This window comes from Mycobacterium colombiense (genome assembly GCF_003284975.1).
Classification (GTDB): Bacteria; Actinomycetota; Actinomycetes; order Mycobacteriales; family Mycobacteriaceae; genus Mycobacterium; species Mycobacterium europaeum_A.
On record NZ_QMEU01000001.1, the window covers coordinates 179,617 to 192,726 of the forward strand.

A 13,110-nucleotide genomic window follows, 5' to 3' on the forward strand; every position below is an offset into this window, starting at 1 on the left:
CGGTTTCTTCCACAAGGCGGCCCGTCTGCGGGTCGTTCCCGCGGCGTTCGTCGGTGCCGCCGCGCCTACTGGGAGCCATAGCCAATGCAAACGAGAAGGGATCAGCCCATGTTCGAAACGTCGCTCACCGTCGTCGGCCACATCGTCAACAACCCCGAACGCCGACAGGTCGGCACCCAGGAGGTCATCAAGTTCCGCGTCGCCAGCAATTCCCGGCGGCGCACGGCCGACGGCGGCTGGGAGCCCGGCAACTCGCTGTTCATCAACGTCAACTGCTGGGGCAAGTTGGTCACCGGCGTGGGCGCCGCGTTGGGCAAGGGCGCGCCGGTGATCGTGGTGGGCCACGTGTACACCAGCGAGTACGAGGACCGTGACGGCAACCGTCGGTCGTCGCTGGAGATGCGCGCCACCGCGGTCGGGCCCGACGTGTCCCGCGCGATTGTGCGCATCGAGCGCCCGGGCTACACCGGTCCGACCGCCCCCGAGGCCGCCGCACCGCCGGCGGATGCGTCCGACGGCGCTGGTGAGGACGCCGACGCCGAGGACGCCGAGTCCGCCGACACCGGTCCGCTGCCGCTGACGGCTTAGCGGCGGCGGTCGCGCCGCCGGGCGATGCCTAGGATGGTCCGCGAGATCACTTCGCAACCAGAAAGGCACAACCGCGGCATGGCTGAGTTCATCTACACGATGAAAAAGGTCCGCAAGGCGCACGGCGACAAGGTGATCCTGGACGACGTCACACTGAGCTTCTATCCAGGCGCCAAGATCGGTGTCGTCGGGCCCAATGGCGCCGGCAAGTCGAGCGTCTTGCGGATCATGGCGGGCCTGGACAAGCCGAACAACGGCGACGCCTTCCTGGCCAACGACGCGACCGTCGGCATCCTGCTGCAGGAGCCGCCGCTAAACGAGGACAAGACCGTCCGCGGCAACGTCGAAGAAGGCCTGGGCGAGATCAAGGTCAAGCTCGACCGCTTCAACGAGGTCGCCGAGCTGATGGCCACCGACTACTCCGATGAGTTGATGGAGGAGATGGGCCGGCTGCAGGAGGAGCTCGACCACGCCGACGCGTGGGACCTCGACTCGCAGCTAGAGCAGGCCATGGATGCGCTGCGCTGCCCGCCGCCGGACGAGCCGGTGACCAACCTGTCCGGTGGTGAGCGGCGCCGCGTCGCGCTGTGCAAGCTGCTGCTGTCCAAGCCTGACCTGCTGCTCCTCGACGAACCGACCAACCACCTGGACGCCGAAAGCGTGCAGTGGCTCGAGCAGCACCTCGCGTCCTACGCGGGGGCGATCCTGGCGGTCACCCACGACCGGTACTTCCTGGACAACGTCGCCGAATGGATCCTCGAACTCGACCGCGGCCGCGCCTACCCGTACGAGGGCAACTACTCCACCTACCTGGAGAAGAAGGCCGAGCGGATCGCCGTGCAGGGCCGCAAGGACGCCAAGCTGCAGAAGCGGTTGGCCGAGGAGCTGGCGTGGGTGCGCTCCGGGGCCAAGGCGCGCCAGGCCAAGAGCAAGGCCCGGCTGCAGCGCTACGAGGAGATGGCCGCCGAGGCCGAGAAGACGCGCAAGCTCGACTTCGAGGAGATCCAGATCCCGGTCGGTCCGCGGCTGGGCAACGTGGTCGTCGAGGTCGAACACCTCGACAAGGGCTACGACGGCCGCACCCTCATCAAGGACCTGTCGTTCACCCTGCCGCGCAACGGCATCGTCGGCGTCATCGGCCCGAACGGGGTCGGGAAGACCACGCTGTTCAAGACAATCGTCGGCCTCGAGCAGCCGGACAGCGGCACGGTCAAGGTCGGCGAGACCGTCAAGCTCAGCTACGTCGACCAGACCCGCGCCGGAATCGATCCCAAGAAGAACGTGTGGGAAGTCGTCTCCGACGGGCTGGACCACATCGTGGTCGGCCAGACCGAGGTGCCGTCGCGGGCCTACGTGTCGGCGTTCGGATTCAAGGGACCGGATCAGCAGAAGCCGGCCGGGGTGCTCTCCGGTGGCGAGCGCAACCGGCTCAACCTGGCGCTGACGCTCAAGCAGGGCGGCAACCTGATCCTGCTCGACGAACCCACCAACGACCTCGACGTGGAAACCCTGAGCTCGCTGGAGAACGCCCTCGAGCAGTTCCCCGGCTGCGCCGTGGTGATCTCGCACGACCGGTGGTTCCTGGACCGCACCTGCACGCACATCCTGGCCTGGGAGGGTGACGACGACAACGAAGCCAAGTGGTTCTGGTTCGAGGGCAACTTCGGGGCATACGAGGAGAACAAGATCGAACGCCTCGGCGCCGATGCGGCACGGCCGCACAGAGTGACCCACCGCAAGCTGACGCGCGACTAGTGTCAGCTCTGCCCCGCACCGCCACCCAGCGGGGCGACCGAGCGCACTGATTACCGTCGCCAGTTGGGAGCTATCGGCATGACGATCGATCCCGAAGCCAGACACGATCTCGAGCCGTGGACGACCTTCACCCAGCAGCGAGACATTCCCGAGTGGATCTCGAGGGCCTACGTAGAGAGCTATCGCGGTCCGCACAGCGACCAGTCGGGCGGCGCGGAAACCAGGCCCATCGACCTGACCGTGCCGGCGGCGATCGTGACCCCGGCCATGCTGAGCTCCCACTATCGCCTCGGCCTGCACCGGCCCGCCGGCGAAAGCCGCGTCGCGGTGTACCCGGCCGACGACCCCGCCGGGTTCGGGCCCGCGCTGCAGGTGGTCACCGACCACGGCGGCATGCTGATGGATTCGGTCACCGTGCTGCTGCACCGGCTCGGCGTCCCGTACACGGCGATCATGACGCCGGTGTTCGACGTGCTGCGCAGCCCGGAGGGCGACCTGCTGCGCGTGCAGGCGAAAGCCGAGGGCGCATCGCAATACGAGGGTGAGGCGTGGATCCACGTACAGCTGTTGCCGTCGGTCGACAGCAAGGGGCTCACCGAGGTCGAGCGGCTGCTGCCCAAGGTGCTCGCCGACGTGCAACAGGTCGCCAGCGACGCCTCGACCCTGATCGCCGCCCTGGACGACCTGGCCGCGCAGGTGGAAACCAATGCCGGCGGCCACTTCTCGGCGCCCGACCGCGACGACGTCGCGGCGCTGTTGCGCTGGCTGGGCAACGGCAACTTCCTCCTGCTCGGCTACCAGCGCTGCCACGTGCACGACGGCCAGGTCTCCGGGGACGGGTCACCCGGCCTCGGCGTCCTGCGGACCCGCACCGGCTCGCGCCCCCGGCTGACCGACGAGAACCGGCTGCTGGTCCTGGCGCAATCCGTGGTGGGCAGCTACCTGCGCTACGGCGCCTACCCGTATGCCATCGCGGTCCGCGAATACGTCGACGGCGCCGTGATCGAGCATCGCTTCGTCGGGTTGTTCACGGTGGCCGCCATGAACGCCGACGTCCTCGAGATCCCGACGATCTCGCGCCGGGTCCGTGAGGCGCTGGCAATGGCCGACAACGACCCGATCCACCCGGGCCAGCTACTGCTCGACGTCATCCAGACCGTTCCCCGTTCGGAGCTGTTCACGCTGAGCGCCGAACGGCTGCTGGCGATGGCCAAAGCGGTGGTGGACCTTGGCCCGCAACGAAACGCGTTGCTGTTCCTGCGTGCCGACCGGCTGCAGTACTTCGTTTCCTGCCTGGTGTATCTGCCGCGTGACCGCTACACCACGGCGGTGCGCCTGCAGATCGAGGACATCCTGGTGCACGAATTCGGCGGCACCAGGCTGGAATTCACTGCCCGGGTCAGCGAATCACCGTGGGCCCTCATGCATTTCATGGTCCGGCTGCCGTCCGAAGGCCCCGACGCCACGCCGGTCGACGTCTCCGAAGGCAACCGGGTCCGCATCCAGGCGCTGCTGAGCGAAGCCGCGCGGACCTGGGCCGACCGGCTCATCACCGCCGCCGCCGAAGGTTCGGTGGGCCATGCCGACGCCGAGTACTACGCTGCCGCCTTCCCCGAGGTCTACAAGCAGGCCGTCACCCCGGCCGACGCGATCGATCACATCGCCATCATCAATGCGCTGCAAGACAACTCGGTCAAGCTGGTGTTCACCGAGAACGAGGACGGGTCCGCGCAGCTCACCTGGTTCCTGGGCGGACGCACCGCCTCGCTGAGCCAGCTACTGCCGATGCTGCAGAGCATGGGCGTGGTGGTGCTCGAGGAGCGGCCGTTCACCGTCGAGCGGTCCGACGGGCTACCGGTGTGGATCTATCAGTTCAAGATCTCACCGCACCCAACCGTCCGGCTGGCCTCGACGCAAGCCGAGCGCGACGCGATGGCCGAGCGGTTCGCCGACGCGGTCACCGCGATCTGGCAGGGCCGCCTCGAGATCGATCGGTTCAACGAGCTGGTGATGCGTGCCGGCCTTCGCTGGCAGCAGGTCGTGTTGTTGCGGGCCTACGCAAAGTACTTGCGGCAGGCTAACTTTCCCTACAGCCAGTCCTACATCGAGTCGGTGCTCAACGAGCACCCCTCGACCGCGCGATCGCTGGTAGCGCTGTTCGAGGCGCTGTTCGACCCCAGCCCCGATCCATCGTCGACCCGGGATGCGCAGGCGGCCGCCGCGGCCGTCGCCGCCGACATCGACGCACTCGTGAGCCTGGACACCGACCGCATCCTGCGTGCCTTCGCGTCGCTGGTGCAGGCCACGTTGCGCACGAATTACTTTGTGACACGCGAAGGTTCGGCCCGGGCGCGCAACGTGCTGGCGATCAAGCTGGATGCCCAGCTGGTCGACGAGCTGCCGCTGCCACGCCCGAAATACGAGATCTTCGTCTACTCGCCCCGGGTCGAGGGCGTGCACCTGCGGTTCGGCCCGGTGGCCCGCGGCGGCCTGCGCTGGTCGGACCGTCGAGACGACTTCCGCACCGAGATCCTGGGCCTGGTCAAGGCGCAGGCGGTCAAGAACGCCGTCATCGTGCCCGTCGGCGCCAAGGGCGGATTCGTCCTCAAGCGGCCACCGCTGCCCACCGGCGACGCCGCCGCCGACCGCGACGCCAGCCGCGCCGAGGGCGTCGCCTGCTATCAACTGTTCATCTCCGGCCTGCTCGACGTCACCGACAACGTCGACCATGCGACCGGAAAGGTGAACCCGCCACCGGAAGTCATCCGCCGCGACGGCGATGACGCGTACCTGGTGGTCGCGGCCGACAAGGGCACCGCTACCTTCTCCGATATCGCCAACGATGTCGCCAAGTCCTACGGGTTCTGGTTGGGCGACGCGTTCGCGTCCGGTGGATCGGTCGGTTACGACCACAAGGCCATGGGCATCACCGCCAAGGGCGCGTGGGAAGCCGTCAAACGGCACTTCCGAGAGATGGATATCGACACGCAGGCCGAGGATTTCACCGTGGTGGGGATCGGCGACATGAGCGGCGACGTCTTCGGCAACGGCATGCTGCTGAGCAAGCACATCCGGCTGCTCGCCGCCTTCGACCACCGGCACATCTTCTTGGATCCCGATCCCGATGCCGCGGCTTCCTGGGCGGAACGCCAACGCATGTTCGACCTGCCGCGCTCGAGCTGGGAGGATTACGACACGTCGTTGATCAGCGACGGCGGCGGGGTGTACAGCCGTGAGCACAAGGCGATTCCGGTCAGCCCCCAGGTTCGCGAGGCGTTGGGCATCGACGGCTCGGAGGATGGGGTCACCGAAATGACACCACCCAATCTGATCAAGGCGATCCTGCAGGCGCCGGTCGATCTGCTGTTCAACGGCGGCATCGGTACCTACATCAAGGCGGAGTCCGAGTCCGACGCCGACGTCGGCGACCGCGCCAACGATCCGGTGCGGGTGAACGGAAACCAAGTGCGCGCCAAGGTGATCGGCGAAGGTGGCAACCTCGGGGTGACGGCGTTGGGTCGGGTGGAGTTCGATCTGGCGGGTGGCCGGATCAACACCGATGCCATGGACAACTCGGCCGGCGTGGACTGCTCGGACCACGAGGTCAACATCAAGATCCTGATCGATGCCCTGGTGACTGCGGGCAAGGTCAAGCCGGAGGAGCGCAAGCCGCTGCTGGAATCGATGACCGACGAGGTCGCGCAGCTGGTGCTCACCGACAACGAGGAACAGAACGACCTGATCGGTACCAGCCGCGCCAACGCGGCCAGCCTGCTTCCCGTGCACGCCAGGCTGATCCAGTACCTGGTCGACGAGCGCGGCATCCACCGCGACCTGGAAGCGCTGCCCACGGAGAAGGAGATCGGGCGCCGCGCCGAGGCCGGCATCGGGCTCACCTCACCGGAGCTGTGCACCTTGATGGCGCACGTGAAGCTGGGCCTCAAGGAGGAGATGCTCCAAACCGAGCTGACCGAACAGGACGTGTTCGCGTCCCGGCTGCCGCTGTACTTCCCAAAGCCGTTGCGGGAACGGTTCGCTCCGGAGATCCGCACGCATCAGCTGCGACGCGAGATCGTCACCACCATGCTGATCAACGACCTGGTGGACGCCGCCGGGATCAGCTACGCGTTCCGGATCACCGAAGACGTCGGCGTCGGGTCGGTCGACGCGGTGCGCACCTACGTCGCCACCGACGCCATCTTCGGGGTGGGGGAGATCTGGCGGCGCATCCGCGCCGCGAATCTGCCGGTCGCACTGTCGGATCGGCTCACGCTGGACACCAGGCGGCTGATCGACCGCGCCGGGAGGTGGCTGCTCAACTACCGTCCCCAGCCGTTGGCGGTCGGGGCCGAAATCAACCGGTTCGCCGCCAAAGTCCAGGCGCTGACACCGCGCATGTCGGAGTGGCTGCGCGGCGACGATAAGGCGATCGTGGAGTCCGAAGCCGCCGAATTCGCCTCCCAGGGCGCGCCGGAAGACCTGGCCTACATGGTGGCCGCCGGCCTCTACCGCTTCAGCCTGCTCGACATCATCGACATCGGTGACATCAACGACATCGACGCCGCCGAGGTCGCGGACACCTATTTCGCGCTCATGGACCGCCTCGGCACCGACCGGCTGTTGACCGCGGTATCGGAACTGCCCCGGCGAGACCGCTGGCACTCCTTGGCGCGGTTGGCGATTCGTGACGACATTTATGCTTCGTTGCGGTCGCTGTGCTTCGATGTGCTCGCCGTGGGGGAGCCGGACGAAAGTGGTGAAGAGAAGATCGTCGAGTGGGAACACCTGAGTGCCTCCCGGGTCGAGCGGGCCCGCCGAACACTCATCGAGATCCAGGAAAGCGGAAACCAGGATCTCGCGACGCTGTCCGTCGCTGCCCGACAAATACGTCGCATGACCCGCACCAGTGGAAGAGGATCGTCAAGTTGAGCGTCGGCTTCGTCGCGCCCGTGCCAGTGCGCTGGTCGGACATCGACATGTATCAGCACATCAACCACGCCACCATGGTCACCATCCTCGAGGAGGCGCGCGTCCAGTTCCTGCGCGAAGCGTTCGAGGTGGACATCATGACCATCGGTTTGCTCATCGCCGAGGTCAAGGTGACCTACAAAGGGCAGCTGCGGCTGATCGATTCACCGCTGCAGGTGACGATGTGGACCAAGCGGCTGCGGGCGGTCGACTTCACGCTTGGCTATGAGGTGCGCTCGGTCTCCGCGGACCCGGCGTCGAAGCCCGCCGTCATCGCCGAGTCGCAACTGGCCGCCGTCCACATCGAGGAGGAGCGCCTGGTGCGACTCTCGCCACAGCATCGGGAGTATCTGCAACGGTGGATCAGGTAGCCGACCGCGGACTTTGGCTGGGTGCCGACGCCAGGGCCGCACACCGAACGGATCTGGCCGCGTTCGTCGACCGCGCCCTGCGACTCGATGACGCCGCGATCATCCGATTCCGGACCCGATCGCCGGGTCTGCTGACCGCCTGGGTCGCAACGGGTTTCGACGTGCTGGCGAGCCGGGTAGTGGTCGGCGAGGTGCGGCCCGGCGATCTGTCGGTGGGCGCCGACGCGCTGGCGCGTGGCCTGTCCGCGATGGACGACTCGGGGTACGTCGATCCCGGCTTCGCGATGGATTCGGCGTGGCGGGGTGCGTTGCCGCCGGAATCCGGCTTCACCCACCTCGAGGACATCCCGGCCCGGGTGATGCTCGATCTCGCGCAACGCGGAGCCCAACTTGCCAAGGAGCACAGCAGTTCTCACGGGCCGCCGGTGTCGCTGCTCGACCAGGAGGTCATTCAGGTCAGCTCGGCCGACGTTCAGGTCGGGCTGCCGATGCGCTGCGTGTTCGCGCTGACCGCGATGGGTTTTCTGCCGCAGTCGCCCGATGCGGTCGGCGCCGACGAATTGATCCGGGTCCGGATACTGCCGACGTGGTTGCGCCTCGACGCCCGGTTCGGTTCGGTGTATCGCCGCCGCGGCGATCCCGGGCTGTTGCTGGGCTGACGCGCCCGGTCGCGGGCGACGTCGCAAACGGATCAGGCTGAGTTTAAAGCCATCGCGGGCCGGAGACCGCCCGCGAAGATCAGGGGCCGTAGAGCAGCCACAGCGGCAGGACGGCGTCGAGATAGTCCATGAATTTTTTCAGGCCCACCCGAAACTGCCCGTACCCGTAGGGGTCTTCGGCGTACTGGGGGAACGCGATGCCAACCCCGAACAGGCCGGGGGCAAGGATCCCGTTGGTCCGGTTGTAATCCAGCTGGCCCCATTGCGGGGTCTCGGGCAACTTCCTGCGTTCGAAGCCGACGGTGTAGACGACCCGGTTGCATTGCGCCAGTTTCTCCGCGAATTCCGGGCTGGACACCCAGCATCTCTCCAGGCGGTCAGGAAGCACACCGTCGATGTTCTCCCGCGCCCAAACCGCCGCCCGGCCCTTCAGCCCCGTGTCGTCGAACAGTATCCAATCATCAAGATAAACAGCATATTTCACCGGGCTCCGGTAAAAATTGATGATCCGCTTGACGGGATGGCGCAGCAGGTTGGGCAGCACGATCATCGACGTGTGTGACGAGCCGAACACGGCGACCGTCGTCCCCTCGAGCGGCTCCTGGGCGAGCTTCTCGGGATCCAGGGCGACCTGGACTTCGATCTCCTCGAGGTCGGTGTGGCAGAGTTTTTTGGGGTCCGCGCCCACGGCCAGGATCACGTTCCTGGAAAAAATCTCCCGTTGTTCGGTCTGGACCCGCCACTGGCGGTCCTGCAAAGACAACGCGGCGGCGGTAGTGGTGAAATCGTCGACCTGCTCACGAAGATGCTCGGTGACCCACACCAGGGGTTCGGCGAGCAGGCCGAGCGCACAGGTCTCCTGGGGATCGACCTCCTTGAGCGGCATGGGTGGCGCTTCTGAGAACCGAAACGCCTTGGAGCCGTTGAAGTATTCGAGAAAGAGCGCGACGTGGGTGTTGCTCGACACCGACCGCCACTTCTTGCCGATGTCTCCGGCGGCGAAGGCCGGATCGACCCAGGCGATCCGGTCGGCCGCGACCCCGTGATCCAGCAGCCTTCCCACCGCGGCGATGCCCGCCGGGCCGGCGCCGATCACTGTCCACTCGTAGGAAGCCATCCACCACATATAGAGCAGTCAGCCGGGAAATGCTCACCGCGGCTCTGGCGGCGCGGCCGGGACGGCTACGCCAGCCAGGCCGCGGCATCCGGCGGGAGTTTGCCCTCCAGCAGCGGCGCGCTCGCCAGGATCAGCTCGCCCGCCGGCAGCGGCACCGGTGAGTCGCCGCTATTGAGTACGCAGACCAGCCCACCGGGCCGCCGGAAGATCACCGCATCGCCGGCCGCGTCCAGCCATTCGACGCCGACACCGTCGAATTCCACACGGCGCTTTCGCAATTCAATCGCTCGCTGGAAAAACGACAAGGTGGAGTCGGGATCACCGCTCTGGTTTTCGACGGTCAGCGCCGCCCATTCCTCCGGCATCGGCAACCACGTCTGCGACGAGAAGGAAAACCCGAACGGCGGCTCCTGACCCGACCAGGGGATCGGCACCCGGCACCTGTCCCGGCCGCGCTCGGTGTGGCCGGAGCGCTCCCACGTCGGATCCTGCAGCACCTCGTCGGGCAGGTCCACGTCGGGCAGCCCCAGCTCCTCGCCGTTGTAGATGAAGACCGCACCCGGCAGGGCGAGCATCACCAGGGCCATCGCGCGGGCGCGGCGCAGCCCGACCTCGCCGTCGCCGTAGCGGGTGACCTCCCGGCCGACGTCGTGGTTGGACAGCGTCCAGGTCGGGACGGCGTCCTGCAGGGCGGTGGCGGCCAGCGAGTTCTGGATCGCGTCGCGAATCTGGGCGGCGTCGAAGTCGATCTTGGTCAACCGGAAATTGAAGCCCAGGTGCAGTTCGTCGGGACGCAGATACTCGGCCCAGCGGACGTTGTCGGTGACCCAGACCTCGCCGACCGTCACCGCCCCGGGATAGTCGTTGACCACCCTGCGGATGTCGCGGTGGATGTCATGCACGCTCGGGTTGTTGAAGCGCGGGTCGTCGTCGGTGTGGCTGAGCACCTTGGACTCGACGTCGGGGGAGTCGGGCAGGCCGGCCGGCTTGGCCATGCCGTGCGCCACGTCGATGCGGAAACCGTCCACGCCGCGCTCCAGCCAAAACCGCAGCGTCTTCTCGAAGTCGTCGAAGACGTCCGGGTGCTCCCAGTTCAGGTCGGGTTGCTCGGCATCGAAGAGGTGCAGGTACCACTGGCCGGGGTTGCCGTCGGGTTCGACCACGCGCGTCCACGCCGATCCGCCGAACACCGAGGTCCAGTTGTTCGGCGGCAGCTCGCCGAGCTCGCCGCGGCCGTCGCGAAAGAAGTAGCGTTCCCGCGCGTCGGTGCCGGGTCCGGCGGCCAGCGCCGCGGCAAACCACGGATGCGCCGAACTGGTGTGGTTGGGCACCACGTCCATGGTGATCTTCATGCCCCGCTCGTGCGCGGCGGCGATCAGCCGCTCGATGGCGGCCATCCCGCCGAACAGCGGGTCGATGTCACGCGGATCGGCGACGTCATAGCCGTGGTCGGCCATCGGGGACACGGTGACCGGATTGAGCCAGATCGCATCCACACCCAGTCGCTCCAGGTGGTCCAGGTGCGCGGTCACCCCGTCCAGATCGCCGACGCCGTCGCCGTCACTGTCGGCGAAGGACCTCGGGTACACCTGATAGAACACCGCGCTTGACCACCACGGCTCGGACTCCATTGCACCCCGCTTAGTTTCGTGGGCCGACGGTTTCGCCCTCACAGGGGCGCGTTGACGAGTGAGTGGGCGGCCATTTCCAGATAGTCGAGCAACTCGCGGCGGTGTTCGTCGTCGAGTGTCTGCGAATCGATGGACGCGACGGCGGTGTGCATGCACCGCAGCCACGCGTCACGTGCCAGGGGAGTGATCCGGAACGGCACGTGGCGCATCCGCAGCCGGGGATGTCCGCGCCGGTCGGAGTAGGTGCGCGGGCCACCCCAGTACTGCTCGAGGAACATCCGCAACCGTTCTTCGGCGCCCTCCAGGTCGTCCAGCGGATACAGCTCTCGCAGGATCTCGTCCTCGGGAACCTGGGCGTAAAAGCGCGACACGATCGCGTGGAACGTCTCGGCACCGCCGATCGCGTCGTAGAAGCTGACCTGATCCATCGCCGTCCATTGTGGTGCATCGCGGCGGCGCCGAGCCCAGCCGGCCCGACCCCATGCCTGCTGTTCACCGGCTGGACACGGCGTTTCACCTGCAATAGGGGTGCGATTGGCGGCGAATCATGGTGGACTGTTCGCGGAGGATCTATGGCGCAGGGCAAGAGACGCCGCAGCCACCGCAGTCCGGTAGCCGCGGCAGGGTCAACCGAGCCCACAACCGCGTCGTCGCTGCACAGTGTTGAAATCCATCCACCCGCCCGCTCGGAGAGCCCATCCATCTGGAGTCGCCGGCGGGTCCTGCTGCTGAACTCCACCTATGAGCCGCTGACCGCGCTGCCGATGCGCCGCGCGATCGTCATGGTGATCTGCGGCAAGGCCGACGTGGTGCACCATGATCCGGCCGGCCCGGTCATCCACTCGGCGACCAGCTCCATCGTGGTGCCCTCGGTGATCCAGCTGCGGTCCTACGTCCGCGTTCCCTATCGCGCGCGCGTCCCGATGACCCGGGCCGCGCTGATGCACCGGGACAGGTTCTGCTGTGCCTACTGCGGGGCGAAGGCGGACACCGTCGACCACGTGCTGCCGCGCAGCCGCGGCGGCGACCATTCCTGGGAGAACTGCGTCGCGTGCTGCTCGACGTGCAACCACCGCAAGGGTGACAAGCTGCTCAGCGAGCTCGGCTGGGCGCTGCGCCGGCCGCCGCAGCCACCGACGGGGCAACACTGGCGGCTGCTGTCGACGGTCAAGGAACTGGATCCCGCCTGGGCCCGCTATCTCGGCGAGGGCGCGGCCTGACCGCCAATCCGGTGTCCGGTCGCGCCGGTAGATCGGTTCGTGGGATACGGTTTGGCTCGTGAGTCAGATGCATCTCCACCTGTTCATCGTCGGAATACCGCTGTTGCTGGTGGTCGCGCTGTCGGTGCTGATCTGGTCCCGCAAGGGTCCGCACCCGGCGTCCTACAAGCTGGGCGAGAAGTGGACGCACCCGCCCATCCTGTGGGCTGCCACCGACGAAGACGTCGGCCACGCGCACGGCGGACATGGTGGGCACGGCACGTCGGAGTTCTCAATTGGAGGTGGCGCAAGTGGCACGTGGTGAGGTAGCGACGCGAGAACCCGCCGAGCTGCCCCACGGCTGGGTCATCACCACCAGCGGACGGATCTCCGGCGTCACCGAGCCCGGCGAGCTTTCGGTGCAGTTCCCGTTCTCGACCAAAGATCTCGTCGCCGTGGATGACGCGCTGAAGTTCGGCTCGCGGGCGTCCAAGACGCGGTTCGCGATCTATCTGGGCGACCTGGGCAGCGACACCGCCGCGCGGGCCCGCGAAATCCTGGCCCACGTGCCGACGCCGGACAATGCGGTGCTGCTGGCCGTCTCGCCCGACCAGCGGGTCATCGAGGTGGTCTACGGCACGCAGGTTCGTGGCCGCGGTGCCGAGTCGGCCGCGCCGCTGGGGGTGGCGGCCGCGTCCTCGGCGTTCGAGCGGGGCGACCTGGTCGACGGCCTGGTCAGCGCGATCCGCGTGCTCAGCGCCGGCATTTCGCCGGCCTAGTGGCGATCGCAAGCCCGGTGTAGCCGGGCGTAGCGGGTCGCCG

General features: G+C 67.3%; 11 protein-coding genes. 8 read left to right on the top strand and 3 right to left on the bottom strand.

The window, feature by feature from the left end; genetic code table 11:
• The first annotated feature begins 108 nt into the window (after nucleotides 1–108).
• The 5 genes from DQP58_RS00860 (at nucleotide 109) to DQP58_RS00880 (ending at nucleotide 8,341) form a co-directional block, all read left to right on the top strand.
• Nucleotides 109–588 (top strand): single-stranded DNA-binding protein, encoded by a 480-nt coding sequence (locus DQP58_RS00860; RefSeq protein ID WP_112706623.1) that lies wholly within the window; start codon nucleotides 109–111, stop codon nucleotides 586–588.
• A gap of 78 nt (nucleotides 589–666) precedes the next feature.
• Entirely contained in the window at nucleotides 667–2,343 is a 1,677-nt protein-coding gene (ettA, locus tag DQP58_RS00865; protein ID WP_112706662.1) for an energy-dependent translational throttle protein EttA, read from the top strand.
• A gap of 78 nt (nucleotides 2,344–2,421) precedes the next feature.
• Complete coding sequence (locus tag DQP58_RS00870; RefSeq protein WP_112706624.1) at nucleotides 2,422–7,272, top strand: NAD-glutamate dehydrogenase; 4,851 nt, start codon at nucleotides 2,422–2,424, stop codon at nucleotides 7,270–7,272.
• Nucleotides 7,269–7,682: an acyl-CoA thioesterase gene (locus tag DQP58_RS00875; protein WP_112706625.1), complete on the top strand. Its 414-nt coding sequence runs from the start codon at nucleotides 7,269–7,271 to the stop codon at nucleotides 7,680–7,682. Before DQP58_RS00870 ends, DQP58_RS00875 begins: the two co-directional genes overlap by 4 nt.
• Nucleotides 7,670–8,341: a hypothetical protein gene (locus DQP58_RS00880; protein ID WP_112706626.1), complete on the top strand. Its 672-nt coding sequence runs from the start codon at nucleotides 7,670–7,672 to the stop codon at nucleotides 8,339–8,341. Before DQP58_RS00875 ends, DQP58_RS00880 begins: the two co-directional genes overlap by 13 nt.
• A gap of 79 nt (nucleotides 8,342–8,420) precedes the next feature.
• Here DQP58_RS00880 and DQP58_RS00885 read toward each other — a convergent pair whose 3' ends face one another.
• The 3 genes from DQP58_RS00885 to DQP58_RS00895 all read right to left on the bottom strand — a co-directional run bounded on the left by DQP58_RS00885 (nucleotide 8,421) and on the right by DQP58_RS00895 (nucleotide 11,517).
• Nucleotides 8,421–9,437, bottom strand: a complete 1,017-nt coding sequence (locus tag DQP58_RS00885; protein ID WP_112706663.1) for a pyridine nucleotide-disulfide oxidoreductase — start codon at nucleotides 9,435–9,437, stop codon at nucleotides 8,421–8,423.
• Between the two features lie 86 nt (nucleotides 9,438–9,523).
• Nucleotides 9,524–11,089 carry a glycoside hydrolase family 13 protein gene (locus DQP58_RS00890; protein WP_112706627.1) on the bottom strand — a complete coding sequence of 522 codons (1,566 nt, stop codon included), beginning with the start codon at nucleotides 11,087–11,089 and terminating at the stop codon, nucleotides 9,524–9,526.
• A gap of 38 nt (nucleotides 11,090–11,127) precedes the next feature.
• Nucleotides 11,128–11,517 (bottom strand): globin, encoded by a 390-nt coding sequence (locus DQP58_RS00895; RefSeq protein ID WP_112706628.1) that lies wholly within the window; start codon nucleotides 11,515–11,517, stop codon nucleotides 11,128–11,130.
• Between the two features lie 144 nt (nucleotides 11,518–11,661).
• Between DQP58_RS00895 and DQP58_RS00900 the strand changes: the two genes are divergently transcribed.
• The 3 genes from DQP58_RS00900 to DQP58_RS00910 all read left to right on the top strand — a co-directional run bounded on the left by DQP58_RS00900 (nucleotide 11,662) and on the right by DQP58_RS00910 (nucleotide 13,067).
• On the top strand, nucleotides 11,662–12,309 hold the full coding sequence (locus DQP58_RS00900) for an HNH endonuclease (RefSeq protein WP_112706629.1): 648 nt from the start codon (nucleotides 11,662–11,664) through the stop codon (nucleotides 12,307–12,309).
• A gap of 67 nt (nucleotides 12,310–12,376) precedes the next feature.
• Complete coding sequence (gene ctaJ / locus DQP58_RS00905) at nucleotides 12,377–12,613, top strand: aa3-type cytochrome oxidase subunit CtaJ (protein ID WP_112706630.1); 237 nt, start codon at nucleotides 12,377–12,379, stop codon at nucleotides 12,611–12,613.
• A complete protein-coding gene (locus DQP58_RS00910; RefSeq protein ID WP_205869303.1) occupies nucleotides 12,600–13,067 on the top strand; it encodes a DUF5130 domain-containing protein in 468 nt (155 codons plus the stop codon). The genes ctaJ and DQP58_RS00910 overlap by 14 nt, the downstream gene beginning before the upstream one ends.
• Nucleotides 13,068–13,110 lie beyond the last annotated feature (43 nt).

Excerpts from the sequence above, each read along its gene's own strand:
- DQP58_RS00860 (WP_112706623.1), top strand. The coding sequence starts at position 109 with ATGTTCGAAACGTCGCTCACCGTCGTCGGCCACATCGTCAACAACCCC.
- ctaJ (WP_112706630.1), top strand. The coding sequence starts at position 12,377 with ATGCATCTCCACCTGTTCATCGTCGGAATACCGCTGTTGCTGGTGGTC.
- DQP58_RS00900 (WP_112706629.1), top strand. The coding sequence starts at position 11,662 with ATGGCGCAGGGCAAGAGACGCCGCAGCCACCGCAGTCCGGTAGCCGCG.
- DQP58_RS00895 (WP_112706628.1), bottom strand. The coding sequence starts at position 11,517 with ATGGATCAGGTCAGCTTCTACGACGCGATCGGCGGTGCCGAGACGTTC.
- ettA (WP_112706662.1), top strand. The coding sequence starts at position 667 with ATGGCTGAGTTCATCTACACGATGAAAAAGGTCCGCAAGGCGCACGGC.
- DQP58_RS00870 (WP_112706624.1), top strand. The coding sequence starts at position 2,422 with ATGACGATCGATCCCGAAGCCAGACACGATCTCGAGCCGTGGACGACC.
- DQP58_RS00890 (WP_112706627.1), bottom strand. The coding sequence starts at position 11,089 with ATGGAGTCCGAGCCGTGGTGGTCAAGCGCGGTGTTCTATCAGGTGTAC.